Source organism: Streptomyces sp. NEAU-174, from assembly GCF_052665095.1.
Window position 1 is genome coordinate 127793 of the sequence record NZ_JBQTCE010000001.1, and the last position, 22551, is coordinate 150343.

General features: G+C 73.1%; 17 protein-coding genes and 1 riboswitch. Of the genes, 9 read left to right on the plus strand and 8 right to left on the minus strand.

Going from position 1 to position 22551, the window contains the following annotated elements; genetic code table 11:
- Positions 1–79: 79 nt before the first annotated feature.
- The 3 genes from ACT2CW_RS00565 to ACT2CW_RS00575 are packed head-to-tail and all read right to left on the minus strand — an operon-like array spanning position 80 to position 5138.
- Complete coding sequence (locus ACT2CW_RS00565) at positions 80–1405, minus strand: VWA domain-containing protein (protein WP_445515128.1); 1326 nt, start codon at positions 1403–1405, stop codon at positions 80–82.
- The gene (locus tag ACT2CW_RS00570) at positions 1402–3996 is read right to left on the minus strand and encodes a DUF5682 family protein (RefSeq protein WP_445515129.1); all 2595 of its coding nucleotides are present in this window, start codon (positions 3994–3996) and stop codon (positions 1402–1404) included. The genes ACT2CW_RS00565 and ACT2CW_RS00570 overlap by 4 nt, the downstream gene beginning before the upstream one ends.
- Positions 3993–5138, minus strand: a complete 1146-nt coding sequence (locus ACT2CW_RS00575) for an ATP-binding protein (protein WP_037953373.1) — start codon at positions 5136–5138, stop codon at positions 3993–3995. Before ACT2CW_RS00575 ends, ACT2CW_RS00570 begins: the two co-directional genes overlap by 4 nt.
- 137 nt (positions 5139–5275) lie before the next feature.
- Between ACT2CW_RS00575 and ACT2CW_RS00580 the strand changes: the two genes are divergently transcribed.
- Both ACT2CW_RS00580 and ACT2CW_RS00585 read left to right on the plus strand, forming a co-directional pair.
- On the plus strand, positions 5276–6745 hold the full coding sequence (locus ACT2CW_RS00580) for an SWIM zinc finger family protein (RefSeq protein WP_445515130.1): 1470 nt from the start codon (positions 5276–5278) through the stop codon (positions 6743–6745).
- The gene (locus ACT2CW_RS00585; protein ID WP_445515131.1) at positions 6742–8580 is read left to right on the plus strand and encodes a DUF5691 domain-containing protein; all 1839 of its coding nucleotides are present in this window, start codon (positions 6742–6744) and stop codon (positions 8578–8580) included. Before ACT2CW_RS00580 ends, ACT2CW_RS00585 begins: the two co-directional genes overlap by 4 nt.
- A 34-nt stretch (positions 8581–8614) precedes the next feature.
- Here the strand turns inward: ACT2CW_RS00585 and ACT2CW_RS00590 are convergent, their stop codons facing one another.
- On the minus strand, positions 8615–9025 hold the full coding sequence (locus tag ACT2CW_RS00590) for a cobalamin B12-binding domain-containing protein (RefSeq protein ID WP_138915170.1): 411 nt from the start codon (positions 9023–9025) through the stop codon (positions 8615–8617).
- Positions 9026–9528: 503 nt separating this feature from the next.
- Here ACT2CW_RS00590 and ACT2CW_RS00595 point away from each other — a divergent pair.
- Together ACT2CW_RS00595 and ACT2CW_RS00600 are read left to right on the plus strand one after the other, a co-directional pair.
- Entirely contained in the window at positions 9529–9861 is a 333-nt protein-coding gene (locus tag ACT2CW_RS00595; protein WP_445515132.1) for a hypothetical protein, read from the plus strand.
- A 31-nt stretch (positions 9862–9892) separates the two neighbouring features.
- Positions 9893–11662 (plus strand): M23 family metallopeptidase, encoded by a 1770-nt coding sequence (locus tag ACT2CW_RS00600; protein WP_445515133.1) that lies wholly within the window; start codon positions 9893–9895, stop codon positions 11660–11662.
- Positions 11663–11784: 122 nt separating this feature from the next.
- Here the strand turns inward: ACT2CW_RS00600 and pcrA are convergent, their stop codons facing one another.
- Positions 11785–14259, minus strand: a complete 2475-nt coding sequence (pcrA, locus tag ACT2CW_RS00605) for a DNA helicase PcrA (RefSeq protein ID WP_445515134.1) — start codon at positions 14257–14259, stop codon at positions 11785–11787.
- Positions 14260–14417: 158 nt separating this feature from the next.
- Positions 14418–14603: riboswitch (cyclic di-AMP (ydaO/yuaA leader) on the plus strand.
- 8 nt (positions 14604–14611) lie between these two features.
- On the opposite strand from pcrA, the gene ACT2CW_RS00610 reads away from it, so the two are divergent.
- A complete protein-coding gene (locus ACT2CW_RS00610; protein ID WP_414082487.1) occupies positions 14612–15784 on the plus strand; it encodes a C40 family peptidase in 1173 nt (390 codons plus the stop codon).
- Between the two features lie 105 nt (positions 15785–15889).
- On the opposite strand, the gene ACT2CW_RS00615 is transcribed toward ACT2CW_RS00610, so the two are convergent.
- On the minus strand, positions 15890–16648 hold the full coding sequence (locus ACT2CW_RS00615; protein WP_445515653.1) for a L,D-transpeptidase: 759 nt from the start codon (positions 16646–16648) through the stop codon (positions 15890–15892).
- Between the two features lie 120 nt (positions 16649–16768).
- The gene (locus tag ACT2CW_RS00620; RefSeq protein WP_182467469.1) at positions 16769–17122 is read right to left on the minus strand and encodes a hypothetical protein; all 354 of its coding nucleotides are present in this window, start codon (positions 17120–17122) and stop codon (positions 16769–16771) included.
- 348 nt (positions 17123–17470) lie between these two features.
- Between ACT2CW_RS00620 and ACT2CW_RS00625 the strand changes: the two genes are divergently transcribed.
- The 3 genes from ACT2CW_RS00625 to ACT2CW_RS00635 all read left to right on the plus strand — a co-directional run bounded on the left by ACT2CW_RS00625 (position 17471) and on the right by ACT2CW_RS00635 (position 20692).
- Entirely contained in the window at positions 17471–18493 is a 1023-nt protein-coding gene (locus tag ACT2CW_RS00625) for an NlpC/P60 family protein (RefSeq protein WP_445515135.1), read from the plus strand.
- Positions 18494–18524: 31 nt separating this feature from the next.
- Positions 18525–19511 carry a homoserine dehydrogenase gene (locus tag ACT2CW_RS00630; protein WP_445515136.1) on the plus strand — a complete coding sequence of 329 codons (987 nt, stop codon included), beginning with the start codon at positions 18525–18527 and terminating at the stop codon, positions 19509–19511.
- Positions 19512–19729: 218 nt separating this feature from the next.
- Positions 19730–20692 (plus strand): SDR family NAD(P)-dependent oxidoreductase, encoded by a 963-nt coding sequence (locus ACT2CW_RS00635; RefSeq protein ID WP_445515137.1) that lies wholly within the window; start codon positions 19730–19732, stop codon positions 20690–20692.
- Positions 20693–20774: 82 nt separating this feature from the next.
- On the opposite strand, the gene ACT2CW_RS00640 is transcribed toward ACT2CW_RS00635, so the two are convergent.
- Positions 20775–21581: an SDR family NAD(P)-dependent oxidoreductase gene (locus ACT2CW_RS00640; RefSeq protein ID WP_445515138.1), complete on the minus strand. Its 807-nt coding sequence runs from the start codon at positions 21579–21581 to the stop codon at positions 20775–20777.
- A gap of 87 nt (positions 21582–21668) precedes the next feature.
- On the opposite strand from ACT2CW_RS00640, the gene ACT2CW_RS00645 reads away from it, so the two are divergent.
- Positions 21669–22520 carry a helix-turn-helix transcriptional regulator gene (locus tag ACT2CW_RS00645; protein ID WP_445515139.1) on the plus strand — a complete coding sequence of 284 codons (852 nt, stop codon included), beginning with the start codon at positions 21669–21671 and terminating at the stop codon, positions 22518–22520.
- Positions 22521–22551: the final 31 nt, after the last annotated feature.

Below are 22551 nucleotides of genomic sequence, written 5' to 3' on the forward strand. Positions count from 1 at the left end.
CAACCCGATGGCTGGATTCATGTCCTGGGCGACGAGGATGATCCTTGCACGACCCAGAGGGGTCGGCGCAAGCCCAGGATCACTGATGCATCGCCATGTCCGGTATAGGCAGTTGGCGTCGTTCGATGGCCGCGGCCATCACATCGGGGAAGAGATCTGGGGTGCAGGCGAAGGCGGGCGCGCCCAGCGCGGCGAGCGCCGCCGCGTGCTCGCGGTCGTAGCTCGGCGCCCCCTCGTCGGACAGCGCGAGCAGCGTCACGAACTGCGTCCCGGACGCCTTCATCGCGGCGACCCGGCTCAGCATCTCCTCGCGGATGCCGCCCTCGTAGAGGTCGCTGATGAGGACGACGACGGTGTCGGCGGGCCGGGTGATCTGCGACTGGCAGTAGGCCAGCGCGCGGTTGATGTCGGTGCCGCCGCCGAGTTGGGTGCCGAAGAGGACGTCCACCGGATCGTCGAGCTCCTCGGTCAGGTCGACCACGGAGGTGTCGAAGACGACCAGCCGGGTGGCGAGGGAGCGCATCGAGGCGAGCACGGCGCCGAAGACCGAGGCGTAGACCACGGACGCGGCCATCGACCCCGACTGGTCGACGCACAGCACCACGTCCTTCTTCACCCCGCGCGCCGCCCGGCCGTATCCGATGAGCCGCTCGGGGACGACCGTCCCGTGGTCGGGCAGGTAGTTCTTGAGGTTGGCCCGGATGGTGCGGTCCCAGTCGATGTCCCGGTGGCGCGGGCGGCTGATCCGGGCCGAGCGGTCGAGCGCTCCGGTGAGGGTGGCGCGGGTGCGGGTGGCCAGCCGCTTCTCCAAGTCCTCGACGACCTTACGGACGACGGCCCGCGCGGTGTTCTTGGTGGTCTCCGGCATCGCCTTGTTGAGGGACAGCAGCGTGCCCACGAGATGGACGTCCGCCTCCACGGCCTCCAGCATCTCCGGCTCCAGCAGCAGGGCGGACAGCCCCAGCCGGTCGATGGCGTCGCGCTGCATGACCTGGACGACGGAGGTGGGGAAGTACGTACGGATGTCACCGAGCCAGCGGGCCACTTGGGGCGCGGAGCCGCCGAGCCCGCCGGAGCGCGCGCCGCTCCCGGCGCCCTGGGAGCCGCCGCTGCGCCCGACCGCCGTGCCACTGCCGCCCGCGCCGTCGCCGCCTCCGGAGCCGTAGAGGGCCTCCAGCGTGCGGTCCATGGCGGCATCGGCCCCGCTGAGCGAGCAGCCGGTGCCGTCGGCGCCCTGGCCGCCGAGCACCAGCCGCCAGCGCCGCAGCCGTTCCTGGTCGGTCCGGGGGTGGGCGCTCGGGGGACTGTCGTGACCGGGGTCGGCGCCGCCATGGGGGTCCGCGCCGCCATGAGGGGCGGCATCGATGTGAGGGGCGGCAGCAGCGTGAGGGGCGTCGTGCGTCATCGGGCTGCCTCCATGGTGTCGTTGGTGTGCGGGACGGGGTCGAGACCCAGCAGCAGCCGGACCGTCGGTACGACGGCGGCCGCGCGGTCCGGGTCCAGCCCGGGGCCGAAGCCGGGTGCGGCGGGGGCGCCTTGGCCGTCGGCGCCGGTGGACCCGTCGGCCACGGGGCCCCGGCGGACCAGCTCGCCCAGGGTGCGGCGCACGCCGGTGTCATACGCGGAGAAGGTGCGCCGCAGCAGCGGCAGGACGTCGGTGAACGCCTCGGCGGGAACGGAGATCAGCCAGCGGTCGACCAGGCCGAGCAGCCGCTCGTCGTGGACGAGCAGCATGCCGCCGCCCGCGCCGCCGCCGATGAACCCCTCGATCCAGGAGGCCGCTTCGGGCGGCTGGGTGCCGGGCGAGAGCGCGAGCCCCATCAGCCGGGCCGCCTCGTCCTCGGCGAGCCGGCCGTCGTCCAGCAGCAGCCGCGCGGCGCGGCCCCGGATGAGGCCGGGGGTGGCGGGGACGCCGTCCCGCCCGGCGAGGTTGCGCAATATGGTCGCCCAGCGGGCCCGCAGGCCATCGGCGGCGCGGGGCTCGGCCGACCGCGTCTCCGCTGTCGACATGTCGGCTGTCGACATGTCGGTCTGCGGGTGTGGCCACGTGTGCGGCTGCGGGTGTGGCCGCGTGTGTGGCCGCGTATGTGGCCACGTCCCGGCTTCCGTTCCGGTCGTCTCCGTCTCCGACAGCAGGGCGATCGCCCGGTGCACGGCCTCCATATGGCGGCGCATCTCGGCGGCGCCGTCGGCGTCGAGACCGACGCAGGCGGGCGGCAGCCCGACCAGGATCCGCTCGGCCAGCCCCACCGCGACCTCGCCGAGCGCGGCCGTGTCGGTGCCCCGTACGTCCCCGTAGCGCACCGAGCGCACCAGAGCGGGCAGGGCCTGGGCGAGATGGCCGACGTCCGCGTCGAGCGCGGCCCGGTCGGCGAGCGAGCGCATCACGACGGGGAGGGCCGCGGAGAGCCCGGCGAGCAGACAGCGCTCGGCCAGCTCGGTCACCTCGGCGAGCCCCTTGGCGCTCCGGGCCTCGGTCTCCGCCTTGGCGGTGGCCGCCGACAGCACCGTGGTGCCCCACACCCCCGCCTCGGCGACCCGCACCGCCAGCTCCGGCTCCCACCGCAGCCGCCAGGTCTCCCTGAAGGTGCCGGTGCTGCCCCGTGAGACGGCCGGGGTGCCCCAGTCGACCCCGAGCAGCCGCAGCCGGTGCAGCAGACGGCTGCGTCCCGCGTCGGTCTCCTTGCGCAGGTCCAGCTCCAGCTCGCGCTCCAGCGCCTCGGGCTTGAGCCGCAGCGAGCGCTGGGTGCGGGTCAGATCGCGCTGGAGCGGCACCGCCGGAGCCGACTCGGGGACTTCGCCCAGGATGTCGCCGACCACGAGCCGGTCCCGTACGAGCGCGATCGGCACATCGGAGCCGTCGCACATCACGGCCCTTACGGCGTCGAGGGTTTCGGCGAGCCCGGCGAGCGGACGTCCGCGCATGGCGGCCAGGGTTTCGGCCAGCCTTACGGCCTCGATGACATGGGCCGAGGACACCCCGAAGTCCTCGTCCCGCAGCAGCCCGGCGACCTTGGTGAGCCAGCGCTCGACCGGCCGGTCCGGGGCGTGGAAGAGGTGGTCGTACCAGCCGGGCGAGGTGATGCCCGCCCCGTATCCGCTGTGCCGGGCCAGCCGGCGATGCGTCCACGGCACCCAGCTGATCTCGGTCTTGACCTTGGGCAGCCCCTTGAGGAGCTTCCGGTCGGCGGTCGCGGTGGTCCGCTCCCCCAGCGCCGGTACGTGCCACGCCCCGCAGACGACCGCGACCTCGTCCCCGAACTCCCGCCGCGCCTCGCGCAGCCGCAGCCGCATATGGGCCTCGCGCACGGCGTCGTCCTCGTGCCCGCCGTGCCCGTACTCGGCGCGCAGCGCCTCCATGGCCTCCGCCACGGCCGCGAACGCCTCGGCGCCGCCGGTGCCGCGGTGCTCGATGACGTCCTCCCACCAGCGCTCCGGGTCGTCGTATCCGGCCGCCTCGGAGAGGACGGCCAGCGGATCGACGCGCATCCGCTCGGCGGAGGCGCCGGCCGGCGCGGCCTGGTCGGCCTCGACCTCGGTCTCGGCCTCGGTCCCGGTCTCGGTGGCAGGCGTACCGGCCGGATCGGACGGACCGGCCGGGGCGGGCTCAGCGGCCGGGGCGGGCTCGGCCGGCGGGGGCTTCTTCGCCGCCATGGCCAGCGAGTTGGCCGCCGGGAGGTCGATGAACCGCACCGGAACCTCATGGGCCAGCGCCCACTGGATGGCCGCCCACTCCGGGGAGAACCCGGCCAGCGGCCAGAACCCGGCGCGCCCCGGGTCGTCCGCGGCATGGGCGAGCAGCGCCACCGGCGGACGCATGTCCTTCTCGGCGGCGAGCCCCACGATCGCGTCCGCCTCCGGCGGCCCCTCGATCAGCACCACGCGCGGTGGGCACGCGTCCAGCGCGGCCCGCACCGCCCGCGCCGACCCGGGCCCGTGGTGCCGGACGCCCAGCAGCAGCGGGCCCGCGGCCCGCGCCCGTGGGGCGCCCGTCATGCGGTCACCTCTCGGCACGCGCGGTAGAAGTCCTTCCAGCCGTCGCGCTCGCGGACCACCGTCTCCAGGTACTCCTGCCAGATGACGCGGTCGGCCGCCGGGTCACGGACGACCGCGCCCAGGATGCCCGCGGCCACATCGCCCGACCTGAGCACGCCGTCGCCGAAGTGGGCGGCGAGGGCGAGGCCGCCGGTGACCACGGAGATGGCCTCGGCCGTGGACAGGGTGCCCGAGGGCGACTTCAGCTTCGTACGGCCGTCACCGGTCACTCCGTCGCGCAGCTCGCGGAAGACCGTGACCACCCGGCGGATCTCCTCGACGCCCTCCGGGAGCTCCGGGAGCTCCAGCGAGCGGCCGATCTGGGCGACGCGGCGGGAGACGATGTCGACCTCGTCCTCCGGGGTCGCGGGCAGCGGCAGCACGACCGTGTTGAAGCGGCGGCGCAGGGCGCTGGAGAGCTCGTTGACCCCGCGGTCGCGGTCGTTGGCGGTCGCGATCAGATTGAAGCCGCGGACCGCCTGGACCTCCTCCCCCAGCTCCGGGATCGGCAGCGTCTTCTCGGAGAGGATGGTGATCAGCGTGTCCTGCACATCGGCCGGGACGCGCGTCAGCTCCTCCACGCGCGCGGTCATGCCGTCCGCCATCGCGCGCATCACCGGGCTGGGCACGAGCGCGTCCCGGCTCGGGCCGTGGGCGAGGAGCTGGGCGTAGTTCCACCCGTACCGGATGGCCTCCTCGGGCGTCCCTGCGGTGCCCTGGACCAGCAGGGTCGAGTCACCGCTGACCGCCGCCGCCAGATGCTCCGAGACCCATGTCTTGGCGGTGCCGGGCACGCCCAGCAACAGCAGGGCGCGGTCGGTGGCGAGGGTGGTGACGGCGACCTCGACGATGCGGCGCGGGCCCACGTACTTGGGTGTGATCACGGTGCCGTCGGGCAGCGTGCCACCGAGCAGGTAGGTGGCGACCGCCCACGGCGACAGCCGCCAGCGCGCAGGGCGCGGGCGGTCGTCGGCGGCGGCCAGCGCGCTCAGCTCGGCGGCGAAGGCGACCTCCGCGTGTGGACGCAGCGCTTCCGCGGCTCCGGCGGCCTCGGCCGCCCCGCTCGTATCGGTGGATTCGGTTCCGGGCACAGTGACGGTCACAGCTCCCCCACGACTCGTTTCCTCGTTCCGTTTCCGGACGCGTGAACCACACTGCACCACCCCACTGACAACCGGCCCTCCGTCAGCGAACGCCCAGGTCAGGGCGATTGTCAGTGGGTGCCCGTACCGTCGCAGACATGAATCCGCAGGGGGAACGCTGGACGGCGGAGCAGGTGCTGGCCCTGGCTCCTGACGCCGCGTCGCGCACGGCGGGCGGCAGGCTCGCCGCGGCCGGCACGTGGTCGGGCGCGGGCGCGCACGGGCTAGCGGTGTGGGGGCTGTGCTCGGGCAGCGGCAGCAAGCCGTACCAGACGGTGGTCGATCTGAACGGGCCCGGTTATCGGTGCAGTTGCCCGAGCCGGAAGTTCCCGTGCAAGCACGCGCTGGGTCTGCTGCTGTTGTGGGCGTCCGGCGAGGGGGGCGTGCCCGCGGGCGGGGAGCCGCCGGAGTGGGCCGAGCAGTGGCTCGGCGACCGGCGGGAGCGGGCCGAGAAGCTCGCCGCCGGGGCCCGGGATGGGGGCCCGGGCCCCGGCGGCGGGGCGGGGGACGGCGCGGGGAAAGGGGGGAGCGGAGGCGCGGCCGATCCGGAGGCGGCGCGCCGCCGCGCCGAGCGGCGGGCCCAGCGGATCGCCGCGGGTGCCACGGAGCTGGAGCGGCGGCTCGCCGATCTGCTCCGCGACGGTCTGGCCTCCGCCGACCGCGCCGGGTACGGGGCGTGGGACGAGACGGCCGCGCGGATGATCGACGCCCAGGCTCCGGGTCTGGAGGCGCGGGTGCGGGAGCTGGCGGCGATTCCGTCGTCCGGTCCGGGGTGGCCCGCCCGGCTGCTGGCGGAGTGCGCGCTGGCCCACCTGCTCAACCAGGGCTTTCTCCACCTGGACCGCCTCCCGGAGAAGCTGGCCGCCACCACGCGCACCCGCGTGGGGCTCACGACACCGGTGGCCGAGCTGCTGGCCACGGAGGAGGCGATCCGGGACCGCTGGCTGGTCCTGGGCCGCCAGGACGGCACGGACGGCAGGCTGACCACGCGCCGGATCTGGCTGCAGGGCGAGCGTACGCACCGTATGGCGCTGCTGCTCTCGTTCAGCGCCCCCGGCCAGTCCCCCGAGCTCGCGCTGCCCACCGGCCTGGTGCTCGACGCGGACCTCGCGTATTACCCGGCGGCCCGGCCGCTGCGGGCGGCGATCGGCACTCTGTATGAGGAGGAGGTGGCGGAAGGCCCGCCTCCTACGGCGCCCCCGGCCGCTGCGGGGTGCGATATGCCGCGCGCCCCCGAGGGGTGCGATGTCGAGACCGCGCTCGCGGCCTATGGGGCGGCGCTCGGGGAGGATCCGTGGCTGGACGGCTGGCCGGTGGTGCTCGCCGATGTGGTGCCGGTCCCGGGGGACGAGGGATGGCAGCTGGCGGATGAGCGGAGCGGTTCGGCGCTGCCCGTCGATCCGCGCTGCGCGGGGCGCACCGATCTGTGGCAGCTGATGGCGATATCCGGCGGTGGCCCGGTCACCGTCTTCGGTGAGTGCGGCCATCGTGGCTTCTCCCCCATCACCACCTGGGATCCGACCCCCGTCTCGCTCATCGGCACGGCAGCGCAGGGAGGCACCCGTTGACCAGTACGACGCCCATCGCGTCCAGCACGTCCACCGCATCCAGCAGTTCCGTCACGTCCAGCACGTCCACTGCGTCCAGCACGCCCGTCACGTCCAGCACGTCCGCCGCGCCCACCGCCCCCACCGCGTCCTGGGACGATCTTGTCGCGGCCGCGCTGCTCGGGACCGAGCGGCGCACCCCGCCCGTCGCCCCGCGCCCCGGGCAGGACGCGCCGTCCGCCCTGCTGGACGCGGCCGCGCTCAGCACGGTGCGGCGGCGGGCCGGGCTGCGGCCCGCGCCCGCCCGGCCGGGGCCGGGCCGGGCGCCCGAGGATCCGCGGCCGGCGCTGCCCACGGCCGCCCGCAGCAGGCTGGCGCTGCTGCTCGCCGACCGTTCGGCGCCGGGGCGCGGCGGTTCGCGCTCCGCGCCCGACCTCGCCGAGCTGCTGCCGCAGTGGCTGGCGCTGGCCAATCACCACGGCTATCGCGTGCCCGACGCGCTGCTCCCGGCGCTGCTCGATGCGGCCCGGGCCCGCACCGATCTGCGGGCCGAGGCGCTAACGCTCGGCGGGCCGCGCGCGCTGTGGCTGGCCCGGCTCAACCCGGACTGGAAGTTCGCGCTGCGAGGCGCGGCGGGCCGGGCGGCCGCGGCGCACCCGGAGCCGTCCGAGGCCGCCGCCGCACCGGACGAGGAACAGCGGCTGTGGGAAGAGGGGTTGTTCGCCGAGCGGGTGTCGCTGCTGGCGGTGGCCCGCCATCGCGACCCGGCGGCGGGGCTGGCGCTGCTCAGCGGCACCTGGTCGACCGAGCGGGCCGAGGACCGGCTGATGTTCCTGGACTCGCTGCGCGACGATCTCTCCCCGTCCGATGAGCCGTTCCTCGAACAGGCGCTGTCCGACCGCAGCCGGAACGTCCGGGCGACCGCCGCCGAGCTGCTCTCCGCCCTCCCCGGCTCGGCGCTCGCCGCGCGCATGGCCGAGCGGTCGCGGAGCTGCGTGTCACTGACCGCGGATGAGCCGACCGCTGATGCGCCCACCATCGAGGGATCGACCGACGAGGGGTCGACCCACAACGGGCCAACCGCCGCCGGGCCGACCGCGGCCGAACAGACCGCCGCCGAACAGACCCCCCGGATAGCCGTCCGCCCGCCGGACGAGTGCGACAGCGGGATGCAGCGCGACGGCATCGTGCCCAAGCCGCCCTCCGGCCGGGGGGAACGGTCCTGGTGGCTGGGTCAGTTGGTGGAGGCGACCCCGCTGGACCGCTGGACTGAGTGGTTCGGCGGACGCGGTCCCGCCGAAATCGTGGCGCTGCCCGTCGCGGACGGCTGGCAGGCGGATCTCCACGCGGCCTGGTGCCGGGCCGCCGTGCGGCAGCGCAGCGCCGAGTGGTGCCGTGCGCTGCTCGGCACCCCGGCGGTCGCGCCGGTCACCGCCGGGGAGGCGGCCCCCGCCGCCTGGCGCGACCCGGCGAAGCTGCTCTCCGCGCTGCCCTCCCGGGAACGGGCGGAGTGGGTGGCCGAGTTCATCGCGTCCCATGGCCTGTCCGACGCCTTCCGGCTGCTCGGGGTGTGCGCGGTGCCCTGGGCCGAGCCGCTGGGCCGGGCCGTCGTCGACGCCCTGGACATCGCCCGGGACGCGGGCAGCTACCCCTGGAGCTTCAGCGGCATCATGGGCCTGGCCGAGCGCTGCCTTGACCCGACCCAGGCGGACCGCCTCGAAGTGCTGACGGCGATACCGGACGAGAGAGAGGGAGCGGCGCCGGGAGCCGGGGGCTACTGGGCGGAGGCGTTCCAACGCCTGGTGGGCACGCTCCGGCTCAGAGAAGCGATGCGAGCAGAGCTCGACCCGGCGTGACCCGGACGCCCCGGGGCGAGAGCGGTGCGGCGGCTCAGGCGGTTACCGGGCGGACGTTTTCGCGCACCCAGTCGACGATGGCTGTCGTGGTCGCGCCCGGGGTGAAGATCTCCGCGACGCCCAGTTCCTTGAGCGGGGGGATGTCCGCCTCGGGGATGATCCCGCCGCCGAAGACCTTGATGTCCTCCGCGTCGCGCTCCCGCAGCAGCTCCAGCACCTTGGTGAACAGGGTCATATGGGCACCGGACAGAATGGACAGCCCGATCGCGTCGGCGTCCTCCTGGATCGCGGTGTCGACGATCTGCTCGGGGGTCTGGTGGAGCCCGGTGTAGATGACCTCCATGCCCGCGTCGCGCAGTGCCCGCGCGATCACCTTCGCACCACGGTCATGGCCGTCCAGCCCCGGCTTGGCCACCACCACGCGGATCGGACCGGTCACACCCATCGCAGCCTCCAAACCGTCGCGGCCTCGCCCACATCGACGTGAACGAACGTTATCCCCAGCATCCCCTACCCGGCAGTTTCGCGGCGCGCGGCGAGGGGGAAATCACACGTGGGACACGTTCACTGAAGGCCGCATCCGCATCCGCATCCGCGCGCGCCGCGCATCGCACACCGCGCCTCGCGCATCCGCCGCGCGGACGCCGCGCACGCTCGGGTCGGCCACCTCAGGGGAGCCGCAGCGGGGACCGTCGCACCGCGCAGCGCCGTCACGAGCCGCATGGCGCCGCGGTGCGACGGGCGGTCCCGCGTCCCGCGGTCACAGCGCCATTCACCGTGCGGTGCCGGGCCTCCCCGTACGGCGGCACACGTATCGCGCCCCTGTTGTCCGCACATCCGCTCGTGCGTCAGATGTGCCCGGACTCCTCGGTGATAACGGAGTTGCGGCAGCCTGCCCCCGATTGCCGTACGCGATTCATCGCTTTCCGGAGCGATGTGGATCAGTTGATGACCCCGAAGGAGACGGCCCGGATAGATCATCCGGATGTGATCTCCCAGAACATCCGCGTCAACGGAATCGGACATCTCACCCTGGCGGTGCATTTCTCCGTCGCCGCCCGTATCCACGAGGCTCTGGACGCCGCCGACGGGGCCCCGGCGGACGCTCCTAGCGCGGTTCCCGATGGTTCAGAGGCCTCGGAATTGCCGAACGTCAATCGAACATCCGGCCAAGGAAGCACGTACAGTCAGCCGAAAGACGGCCAAATGCCCTTTGCCGAGATGCTCAAAACTCACGGAAGATTGTCGCTGCCGCGTACTGCCGGGTACAGTCGCCGCTAATTCTCCTGCAGCCGAGGCGAAAGAGAAGTTGGTGGTGAACGACCGTCACCCGTCGGGGGCCTCTCCGACCGTCCCCGCTCCCGACGCCTCGTATCCGTACGGCGAGGCTTACGGTCAGCGGCAGGACACAGCGCACGGCTACGCCGGGTACGACGGGTACTCCACCGGCAACTTCGCCCACCTGGCCACCGCCTACGGGGACGGTGACCCGCTCTACGGCGACAGCGACCCCCTCTTCGGCGCGCTTCCGGGCGCCTACGACGGCGGGCAGGGCGCCCACAGCGGTCAGTACGACGCCTCGCAGTGGGCCACGCCCGACCAGCACCACCAGACCGGTTCGTACGCCACCGGCCACTACGACCTGGGCCATGACACGGGTCACCACGACACCGGTCACTACGACACGGCCCATTACGACTCCGGCGCCTACGACACCACCGCGATGTGGGCCGCCGCCGGCTATCACCTGCCGACCGGCATCCCCGCCCAGCAGGACGCCGAGACCGGCGCCCAGTGGGACATCGGCGCCTGGGACACCGGCGCCACCGGCCACACCGAGCTGCCGGAGCAGTGGGACCACGGGACGGGGTACGAGGCCGAGGCGTACACCTCGGGCGTGGACACCGGTCAGACCCAGGTCTGGGACACCTCCGGCTACGGGACCGTGGACGAGGCGCGGTACGACCACTCCGGGCTGAACCATCCGGGACTCGACCAGCAGGGGCTCGACCACCACTCCGGCTTCGATCAGCCCGAGCACGAGGCCAACGCCTTCGACCAGACGGCCGTCTTCGAGTCCAACGCCTACGACCAGAACGCCGCGTTCGAGCAGACGGCCGCTTTCGAGCAGGCCGTCATCCCCGAGCAGGCCGTCATCCCCGAGCACGCCGTCATCCCCGAGCAGCCCGGCGCGTACGAGCACACCGCCGTCTTCGAGCCGGTCGACGAGGCCGACCGGCCGTACGACGACCCCGGCCCCGAAGCGGAACCTGAACCCGAGGCGGCGGTCATGCGGGAATCCGCCCCCTCCCCTCGCCGGGAGGTGGGCCGCGGCCGCCGCCGTACCCCCTCGCCCCGCCCCAAGCGCTCCGCGCTGCTCACCGTCGCCGTCCCCTCCGTCTGCGCCCTGGGCGTCACCGCCGTGGCCGCCGCCTCGGTCAGCGGCGTGGGGAGCGACAAGAAGGACGAGTCCACGACTCAGGCCGCCCCCGACACCGCGGCGGCCCCCGTGAAGCCCTCCGTCGCCAACAGCAAGCTGGACTCCCAGCTCGCCGGGGTCCGCGAGGGCGCCGACGACTTCCGCGACCGCGCCAGCCGCACCCAGGAGCGGATCGACCTCCAGGCGCGCCAGGCCGCCGAGAAGAAGCGCAAGGCGGCCGAGGCGGCGCGCAAGGAGGCGCTGCGCCCGAAGTTCGCGCTGCCCGTCGCCCAGCACGGCCTGAGCGCCATGTTCGGCCAGGCCGGTATCAACTGGATGTCGGTGCACACCGGTATCGACTTCCCGGTGAGCTACGGGACGCCCGTGATGGCCGCCACCGACGGCACCGTAAAGACGCAGTGGAACGACGCCTACGGCAATATGGTCGTGCTGACCAGCCCGGACGGCACGGAGACCTGGTACTGCCACCTCAGCAGCGCCAAGATCCGCTCCGGGACCGTCAAGGCCGGGGACACCATCGCGTACTCCGGGAACTCCGGTAACTCCACCGGTCCGCATCTGCACTTCGAGGTCCACCCGGGCGGGGGCGCGGCCATCGACCCGCTGCCCTGGCTGCGCGGCAAGGGCCTCGACCCGACCTGATCCGGGACCACCGCCGCGCCGCGTCACCGCCGCGCGACGCCCGCAACCGCCGCGCGACGCCCGCAACCGCCGCGCGACGCCCGCACGGGCCTGCGCCCCCGCTACAGCTTCTCCACCAGTCGCTACAGCTTTTCCACCGGTGCGTACCGCAGCAGCAGCCGCTTCGGCTTCTCGTCGCCGAAGTCGATCGTCGCCTCCGCGTTGTCCCCGCTGCCCTTGACGGCCACCACCGTGCCGAGCCCGAACGAGTCATGGGTGACCCGGTCGCCGATGGCCAGGGCGACCACCGGGCGCTCCTGGGCCCGCCGGGTGGCGAACCCGCTGCCCCCGGTGCGCGAACGCGACGTCGACAGACCGGACGACAGCCCCGACGGCGGGGTCGAGGCGATACCGCCCATGGACGCCGACGGGGTGGCGGGGCCGGTGCGCCGCCAGCGCACATACTGGTCCGGGATCTCCTCCAGGAAGCGGGACGGCGGGTTGTACGCGGGCTGTCCCCAGGCGCTGCGCATCGTCGAGCGGGTCAGATAGAGCCGCTCGCGGGCCCGGGTGATCCCGACATAGGCCAGCCGCCGCTCCTCCTCCAGCTCCTTGGTCTGGCCGAGCGCCCGCATATGCGGGAAGACGCCGTCCTCCATGCCGCTGAGGAAGACGACCGGGAACTCCAGGCCCTTCGCCGTGTGCAGGGTCATCAGCGTGATCACGCCGGAGCCCTCGGTGTCCTCGTCGGGGATCTGGTCGGAGTCGGCGACGAGCGCGACCTGCTCCAGGAAGTCCGCGAGGGTGCCGGGGTTCTCCTCGCCGCGGTCCTGCTCGAACTCCAGGGCCACGGCGGCGAGCTCCTGGAGGTTCTCGATCCGGGTCTCGTCCTGCGGATCGGTGGACGCCTGGAGCTCGGCCAGATAGCCGGTGCGCTCCAGCACCGCCTCCAGGACGGTGGCCGGGCCCGCCCCGGACTCCACGATGGTGTGCAGCTCCTCCATGAGCGTGTTGAACCGCTTGACGGCGTTGGCCGAGCGGGCCGCCATGCCGTACGCCTCGTCGACCCGGCGCAGCGCCTGCGGGAAGGTGATCTTCTCGCGCAGCGACAGCGCGTCGATCATGGCTTCCGCGCGCTCGCCGATGCCGCGCTTGGGCACGTTCAGGATCCGGCGCAGCGGGACGGAGTCCTCGGGGTTGGCCAGCACCCGCAGATAGGCGAGGACGTCCCGGACCTCCTTGCGCTCGTAGAAGCGCACGCCGCCGACGACCTTGTACGGCAGCCCGACGCGGATGAAGACCTCTTCGAAGACACGGGACTGGGCGTTGGTGCGGTAGAAGACCGCCACGTCCCCGGCCTTGGCGTCGCCCGCGTCGGTCAGCCGGTCGATCTCGTCGGCGACGAACTGGGCCTCGTCGTGCTCGGTGTCGGCCACATAGCCGGTGATCTCGGTCCCGGCGCCGGCGTCCGTCCACAGGTTCTTCGGGCGGCGGTTCTCATTGCGCTCGATGACCGCGTTGGCCGCGCTCAGGATGGTCTGGGTGGAGCGGTAGTTCTGCTCGAGGAGGATCGTCCGCGCGGTGGGGTAGTCCTCCTCGAACTGGAGGATGTTACGGATCGTGGCGCCCCGGAAGGCGTAGATCGACTGGTCGGCGTCGCCCACCACGCACAGCTCGGCGGCCGTGGTCTCCTCGGTGTCGGTGCCCACCAGCTCGCGCACGAGTGTGTACTGCGCGTGGTTGGTGTCCTGGTACTCGTCCACCAGGACGTGCCGGAAGCGGCGGCGGTAGTGCTCGGCGACGTCCGGGAACGCCTGGAGCAGATTGACCGTGGTCATGATGATGTCGTCGAAGTCCAGCGCGTTGGCCTCGCGCAGCCGCGCCTGGTACATCACATACGCCTCGGCCAGCGTCTTCTCAAAACCGTCTGCCGCCTGCCCGGCGAAGGTCTCCTCGTCGATCAGCTCGTTCTTGAGGTTGGAGATCTTGGCGCTGAAGGACTTCGGCGGGAACCGCTTGGGGTCGAGATCCAGATCCCGGCAGACCAGCGCCATCAGTCGCTTGGAGTCGGCCGCGTCGTAGATCGAGAACGACGAGGTGAAGCCCAGCTTCTTCGACTCCCGGCGCAGGATGCGGACACAGGCGCTGTGGAAGGTGGACACCCACATGGCGTTGGCCCGGGGGCCGACGAGCTCCTCGACGCGCTCCTTCATCTCGCCCGCCGCCTTGTTGGTGAAGGTGATGGCGAGGATCTGGCCGGGGTGGGTGGAGCGGGCGCCGAGCAGATAGGCGATGCGGTGGGTGAGCACCCGGGTCTTGCCGGAGCCGGCGCCCGCGACGATCAGCAGCGGCGAGCCGGTGTGCTCCACGGCGGCCCGCTGCTGCTCGTTCAACCCCTCGAGCAGGGCGGACGGGTCCACGACGGGCCGGGCCGCGCCGTCCCGGTAGTGGGCCTCCCGGGGCACGGGCGCGTCGAAATCGCCGCTGAAGAGGTGATGCGGCACGTCCTCGGCACCGCCGTGACCAGGGTGTGCCGATTCCTCGGGCGGCGGTGGCCGCTCCTCGTCCGAAGGAGGCCCGAGGTCCGCCAGGAAGCTGTCGTCAAAGAGGCTGCTCATCGCTCCCCGAGTCTAGGCCGCCCCACTGACAGCCGACGTCCGAACATCACGAAACGGTTTCGGGCAAAACGGTCACCAGTCTTCACAGGAGCCCCACGTGTTGGCTACCGTCCTGCGTCAGGCGGCCCGGAAGATCCGTCGGCGAACCACGTCGGCACGGGCTGCCTCCGCCGAGTCCGGTACGCCGTGAGGCGCCCGGAGCCGGGGACCCAACAACGCAACACCGGGGTGAATCGGCCCGAAACGGTGCGGCACGGACAGTGCCGCCCGGACACGGCCGTAGGGCAGCCTTCCGTACCGCCCGAACCCGACAGCTAACCCGGTAGGCGGTCCACGGAAGGAGTCGCCTCCCTTGGCGTCGCACCGCAAGCCGCGGAGCCGAATACCCGCCCCGCTCACCGGTCACAGCCGCCGTACGGCCGTCGGGTTCACCACGGCCGCCCTCGCATCCGTCACCCTCCTCTCCCAGTCGGCCAACGCCGCGCCCACCGACCCCAAGCCGGCCGCCCAGTCGATCGAGCAGGTGAAGGAGAAGGTCGACACCCTGTACCACCAGGCGGAGACCGCCACCCAGCGCTACAACGCCGCCAAGGAGCGCACCGACCAGCAGCGGGCCAAGGTCGACAAGCTGCTGGACTCCGTCGCCCAGCGCACCGAGAAGCTCAACGAGGCGCGGCGCATGCTCGGCAACTACGCCGCCGCCCAGTACCGCGACGGCGGAATGGCCCGCTCCGCCGCGACCCTGCTGTTCTCCAACGATCCGCAGGACGTCTTCGACCAGTCGCATCTGATGGACCGGATGACCGGCCGGCAGAAGCAGGCCGTCGACGACTTCCAGAAGCAGCGGGTGAAGGCCGCCAAGGAGCGCGGCAAGGCCAGCGAGAGCCTCGCCTCGCTGACCGCGTCCCAGAAGCAGCTGAAGGTCCAGAAGAAGACCGTCCAGGACAAGCTGACCGAGGCGCGGCGGCTGCTGGCGAATCTGACCGCCAAGGAGAAGGCGCGGCTGGCGGCGATCGAGAAGAAGAAGGCGGAGGAGGCCCGCCGTAAGGCCGCCGAGCTGGCCGAGAAGCAGCGGCAGGAGGCGGCCGCGCGCAAGAAGCAGCAGGAGCAGGAGCAGCAGAACGCGGGTGGCTCCGGTTCGACGGCGCCCTCCACCCCCTCGGCCCCGGCAGGCAGCTCCAAGGCGGCCCAGGCCATTGCCTTCGCCAAGGCGCAGCTCGGCAAGCCGTACGTCTGGGGCGCCACCGGGCCCAGCTCCTTCGACTGCTCGGGGCTGACGCAGGCGGCCTGGAAGTCGGCCGGGATCTCGCTGCCGCGCACCACCTGGGACCAGGTGAAGGCCGGTACGCGGGTCTCGACGTCGCAGCTCCAGCCGGGCGATCTCGTCTTCTTCTACGACGACATCAGCCATGTCGGCCTCTACATCGGCGACGGGATGATGATCCACGCGCCGAAGCCGGGCGATGTGGTGAAGAAGGCGCCGATCACGGAGATGCCGATCTACGGGAGCGTACGGCCCTCGTAGGCCCCCTGATCCCGACGATGCCGCTGCCCGGGGCCGGGACCCCGGGCAGCGGCATCGTCATCGGCTCGGCGGCGCCGTCAGCGCTTCAGCGGCGCCGCCAGCGCCTCAGGTGCCGGGCTTGCGCCCGTAGACGTACACGTCGTCGCCGTTCTTCAGCAGGCTCCAGTACTTCTTGGCGTCGCCCTTACGCATGTTGACGCAGCCGTGGGAGCCGGGCGGCGACCATACGCTGCCGTCGATCGAATGAAACGCCTGGCCGCCGTCGAAGAACTGGCTGTAGGGCATGGCGACCTTGTAGAGCGTCGACCAGTGGTTGATGTTCCGCCAGTAGACCCTCTTCAGCCCGGTGCGGGTCTCGAAGCCGTCCCGCCCGGACCGCACCGGCACCGGTCCGTAGACCAGCCGGGAGCCGTCCTGGACCCAGCTCAGCTGGCGGGTGAGGTCGACGCAGGCGATCCGGCCCTTGTTGGTCGGGCACTTCCGCGCCGCGTTCGGGTTGTGCCCGGCGGCCTTCTGGGCGCTGATGAGGTTCATCACACCCGAGGTGATCGGGCCCGCGTAGCCGATCGTCGGACTGATGCCGTGGTCGATCTGGAACTTCTGGATCGCGAGACAGTCCGCTCGCGACTGCCGCCCGTCCACCGGACGGCCCAGGAAGCGCTCGGCCTGCCGCTGATACGGCCCCGCGGTGGTCGTGCACGACGACGCGGCCATGCTCACCGGTGTCACCGTGCCGGCCGACCGGCCCAGCGGCCGCGCCTGAGCCTGCGCCGGACCGGCGACGGCCACCGCGAGCGGCACCACCATCCCCGCCAGCCCCAGCGCGACGCCCACGCGCCGCCCATGACTTCTGACTGCCCCCAATACCCCCATTGGCCACTCCTCTCGACTGCCTCGCTCTTTACTAAGACAGCTCGCGAGTGCAAACGGTTGCCTCGGGATCGTGTCGCGTTGTCGTGGGATTACCCCCAGAACATTCGTTCGTCAGGTCCACAGCACGGCGATGAAGATGTTTGCCGTTGTCAAGGCACCCACCGCGCCGAAGGCGGCCGACTCTACCTTCTCCTCGTCGCGCTTCACATAGACCAGGCCGAGAATAACGACCAATAGCGCCAGCTTTACGCCGATTTTGACAGTGTTGACGCTGTTGTCGTCCGCCTGGTTGAGCCCGACCAGCGCCACGCCGGTCACCAGCATGGTCAGCGCGCCGTGCAGCATCGCCGGGATCATCCGGGCCTCGCCCGCCCGCGCGGCCTTGAGCTGCGAGAAGAAGCCGCCGAGCAGCGCGCCGATGCCGACGATATGGAGGCCGACGAACACGTGAATGAGTACGTCCATGGCTCCGGAGACTAGCCGCGCGCATATCATCACCCGGCACTCGGGTGGGGCCCTATCGCCGCTTCGATCATGGCCGACTCACAGTTCCGACCACCCCACTCGCCGGGCGATCAGCAGCCGTCACGGGAGCGACGAAATCCGTGCACTCCCGTTCAATCCCCCGCACGGCACCCGCTTTCCGGCCTAGCTTCCTCCTCCAGGTGGCAGTCCGCTTCCCGTCAACCGAGGGTCCCCGCCTCATGGCGGACTGCCACCTGCCCGTCCGTGCCCCACAAGGGTCCAGGATCTGCCGAATGTCCTGGATTGCCCGAACTGGATTGCCCAAGAAAGACCAGGTGAACCGCCGCAGTGGCGTCGCACAGGAAGCCCAAGCAGCGCTCGCTCACCAGCGGCACCGCCCGCGCGGCCGCGCTCCTCGCCCTCACCGGCGCCGCGTCCGCCACCCTCCTCGACGGCACCGGGCACGCCGAGAACCGCCTCACGCCCGCCCAGGTGAAGGCGAAGGTCGACGAGTACCAGCGGGAGGCCGAGGAGGCCACCGAGCGGTACAACGGCGCGAGGGAGAAGGCCGACAAGGCCCGCCGGACGCTGGACGCGCTGCGCGACCAGGCCGCCCGCCGCACCACCCGGCTCAACACCGCGCGCAACGCCCTCGGGGCCTTCGCCACCGCCCAGTACCGCTCGGGGACGATCGCCCCGGCCCTCCAGCTCGCCCTGTCCTCCTCCCCGGAGCAGTACCTTCAGCGCGCCTCGCTCGTCGAGCGCGCGGGGAGCCGCCAGGCCGCCCTGATCGCCACGATCGGCCGTCAGGAGCGGAAATTACGCCAGGTCCGCGGCGAGGCGGCCGACCGCCTCGCCGCTCTGCGCGCCTCCCGGGCGGCCGCCGCCCACCACAAGCGGACCGTCCAGGAGAAGCTCGCCGCCGCCGACCGCCTCCTCGACCGGCTGACCCTCGAGCAGCGGCAGCGCCTGCTGGCGGCGCGGGACGGCGACAAGGCCGCCGACGCCCCCGCCCCCGCCGAGGGCCGCGCCGCCCGCGCCGTCTCCTACGCGTACGCGGCCCTCGGCAAGCCGTATGTGTGGGGCGCCACCGGCCCCCACGGCTACGACTGCTCGGGGCTCACCCAGGCCGCCTGGCGCGCCGCCGGGGTCGCCCTGCCCCGCACCACATACACCCAGATCAACGCCGGACAGCGGGTCACCCGCGATCAACTGGCCCCCGGCGATCTGGTCTTCTTCTACTCCGGCATCAGCCATGTCGGCCTCTACGTCGGCGACGGCCGCATGATCCACGCGCCGCACCCCGGGGCCCCGGTCCGGTTGGCCTCCGTGGCGGACATGCCCTTCGCGGGGGCGGCCCGCCCGGCGTAGCGGTGCCGGGTCCGCACGGAAGACTGGCCGCATGCCACACGATGCCGACGTCCGCGCCCGCCCCTCCGTCGTGCTGTCGGGGTACGGCCCGGTGGGCCGGGCCTACGCCGAGCGGCTGACCGGCGGCGCGCTGCCGCTGCGGCTCGCCGCCGTGCGCACCAGCGCGGCCGAGGGGCTGCCGCCGGAGCCGCGCACCGGCTGGGGCCCGCTGCCGCCGCTCGCCGAGACCCTGGAGCGTACGGGGGCGGCGGTGCTCGCCCAGGCCGTGCCGTCGTCCCCGGCGGTGCGCGAACAGGCCGCCGCGGACGCGCTGTCGGCCCTGCGGCGCGGGGTCCATGTGGTGACCGCCACCAAGAGCCATCTGCTCGGCCACTGGGGCGAGCTGGGCCGGGCGGCGGCCGAGGGCGGCAGCCGCATCCGGATCTCGGGCGCCACCGGAGCCGCCCTCCCCACCGCCGACCTCGCGCGGATCGGCGTACGCGGCCTCGGCTGCCGCACGCTGCGCGCCTGCCCGAACGGGACCGCCACCTTCGTCCTGGACCGGCTGGCGGACGGCGACGCGCTGCCCGACGCGGTCGCGGAGGCCCAGCGGCGCGGTATCGCCGAGGCCGACCCGACGGCCGACCTCTCCGGCGCCGACGCGGCCGTGAAGGTGCGGCTGTTGGCGGCGCTGCTGTGGGGGTGGGACGCGACGGCCGTAAGGACGGAGGCGGGCCCGGGGATCGACGCCGGGACGGCGGAGGCGGCCCGTACGGCTGCCGCGCGGGGCCGTCGGCTGCGGTCGGTCGCGACCGCGAGCGCCGATGAACCGCTCGTCGTCCGCGTCGCGTTGGAGCAGACGGAACCGGTCGACCCGCTGTACGCCCTCCGGGGCCCCGAGAAGGCCGCCGTCTACGGCTGCCCCGACGCGGGCGACATCACGGTGAGCGGCGGCCGCTCCAGCCCCCTGGGCGCGGCGCTCGCCATGGTGAAGGACACGCTGGATGTGGCGGGGCCGGTGGGTCACGGGTTCGCCTGAGCGGCGATCTGTCGGCGGGGCGCGCGGGATGACGGCGCTCTGTCGGTGGGGGCGGAGGGATGACGGCGGCTCTGTCGGCGGGGCGCGAGGGATGACGACCCTCTGTCGGCGGGGCGTCGGTGACGGCCGTAAGGCTGATACGCGTTCAGCGCGCGCCCCATTGGGGTCTCCGCCCCATTGGGGTCCCGCCCCGCCCTTACGAACGCGAGGAGCCCCGTATGCCTTCAGCGGCCCCGACCCGATCCCCCGCCGAGCGGTGGGATGTCCACCGCCTTCCACAGGCCCGTGGAAAGACCCTTCTGGTGACCGGAGGCAACGCGGGGATCGGGTACTTCGTCGCCGAACAGCTCGCCGGTACGGGAGCCACCGTCGTCCTCGGCAGCCGCGACCCGGGCAGGGCGGACGCCGCCGTGGCGTCGATCCGCTCCCGGGTCCCCGGCGCCCTGGTGCGTCATATCCGGCTGGACCTGGCCGATCTCTCGTCGCTCGAAGCCTCCGCGGCAGCGCTGGGGGCGGACCGTCTGGACGCAGTCGTCCACAACGCCGGGGTGAAGTTCGACCAGCCGCCGCGCCGCGAGACCGGGGACGGCCATGAGGCGATGTTCGGCATCAACCACCTCGGGCACTTCGCGCTGACCCACTGGCTGGCCCCACTGCTCGCGGCCGCCCCCGAGGGCCGCGTCGTCATCACGGGCAGCTTCGCGGCCACATCCGAGCGGCTGGACCTGGACGATCTCGAGAGCACCCGCGACTACGACCCCGAGCGCACCTATGGGCGCTCGAAACTGGCCCAGATGCTCTTCGGTTTCGAACTCGACCGGCGGCTGAGGGCGGCCGGCAGCACGGTGCGGAGCGTGGTCACCCACCCCGGCGGCGCGCTCGACTCCCTCACCCCGTCCCGCCCGCCCCTGCACGTCCGCACACCCGCCGAACGGCTGCGCGGCCTGCCCGCCGGGCTCCTCGTCCAGGGCAAGGACGCGGCCGCCTGGCCCGCCGTACGAGCGGTCCTCGACCCGTCCATCACCGGCGGCGAACTGTGGGTCCCCCGCCACTTCGCCCTCCGCGGCACCCCGCGCCGCCGCCCCGTCCGAGGTCACCTGGCCGACGCGGAAGTCGCGGCCCACCTGTGGTCGGCGAGCCGCGACCTGACGGGGCTCGAGCCGGAGTTCGCCCCGGCGTGAGGCCGGGGCGGGGCCGGGCGATCAGGACGCGTAGTCCTCGAGTTCCCCGGTGTCGAGGGTGTCGAGAGCGTCGAGGGCGGCCTCAGGCCCGGGTGCCGCCGTCCACCCGGAGGACCACGCCGGTCACATACGAGGCGCGGTCGCTGAGGAGCCAGGCCGCGGCCTGGGCGATCTCGTCCGGGTCGGCGGCGCGGCGGAGTGGGGTGTGGCTGGTGATCCGCTCGACGACGCCGGGGGACTCCTCCTCCCATGCGCGGATCATCTCGGTAAGGGTGGCACCGGGCGCGATGGCGTTGACGCGGATGCCCTCCGGGCCGTACGTGACGGCGGCGGACTCGGTGAGGCTGTTGACCGCGCGCTTCATGGCGCCGTAGGCGGGGAGTTCGGGGTTGCCCATGAGGCTGCCGACGCTGGAGTTGTTGACGATGGCGCCGGTTCCGGCGGTGGCGCGGATGGCGGCGACCTCGGCGTTCATGGCCAGCCAGGGGCCGCGCAGGTTGACGGCGTAGACGTGGTCGAAGTCGGCCTGCGGCAGCTGGTCCATCGGGCCGGGCTGCTGGATCGTCGCGCCGTTGTTGAAGGCCACGTCGAGACGGCCGTACAGCTCCACGGCCCGGTCGACGGCGGCGCGGACGCTCGTCGGGTCGGCCAGGTCGCACACCACGTGATCCGCGGTGCCGCCGGCCGCCCTGACCTCCTCGGTGACCGACTTGAGCTGGGCCTCCGTACGGGCCGCCAGCAGCACCCGGGCGCCCTCCCGGGCGAAGAGGCGGGCCGCGGCGGCGCCGATGCCGCGCCCGGCGCCGGTGATGAAGGCGACCTTGCCGGCCAGAAGGCCGGTGGCCGGGGTGCGGGGCGCGGCTTCGGGGGTGGTGTTCGGTGTGTTCATGCTCCCGAGGCTGGCGCGGGTGCCGGGGCCCAGCCAGGCACCGGCTGTACCTGGCTGAGCCCCCGGCCGTCCGCGCACACTGAGGGCGTGGACAGACGAGAGCTGGCGGCCTTCCTGCGCAGCCGACGTGAGCGGATCACACCCGCCGACGTGGGGCTGCCCGCCGGGACGCGGCGCCGGACGCCGGGGCTGCGGCGCGAGGAGGTAGCGCAGCTGGCGTTCATCTCGACCGAGTACTACACGCGGCTGGAGCAGGCCCGCGCCCCGCGCCCGTCCCGCGAGGTGCTGACCGGGCTGGCCCGCGCCCTGCGGCTGGGCGACACCGAGCGCGAACATCTGCACCATCTCGCGGGCGCCCCGCCGGGCCCGCCGGCCGGGCCCTCCCGCGAGGTGCGGCCGAGCATCGCGAACCTGCTGCGGCGGCTGCCGAACGCGGCGGCGATCGTGCTCTCCGCGACGTACGAGGTGATCGCCTGGAACGATCTGGCCGCGGCCCTCATGGAGGACTTCTCCGCCCTCTCCCGCCGCGACCGCAACTTCGTCCGCCGCGCCTTCCTCGGGCCGCGCCGGGACGGGCGGCGGCTGTACGGGGTGTCGGACGTGGACGAGTTCGCCCGGACCTCGGCCCAGGGGTTGCGCGCCGCGGCCGCCCGCTACCCCGACGACCCCGAGGTGACCGAGCTGGTGGCCGAGCTGCGCTCGGGCAGCGAGGAGTTCGCCCGGCTGTGGGACTCCCACGATGTGTCCGCCCGGCCCACCCTGTGCAAGACGCTGCACCATCCGCTCGTCGGGCCCATCACCGTCAACTGCGATGTGCTGGACATCACCGACCGGGACCAGCGGGTGATCATCTACACCGCCGAGCCCGGCTCACCGGCCGAGGAGGCGCTGCGGCTGCTGTCGGTCGTCGGCACGCAGCGGATGGAGGTGCCGGGCTGAGCGGGCCCGAGGCTCGGACCAGGCGGCGGGC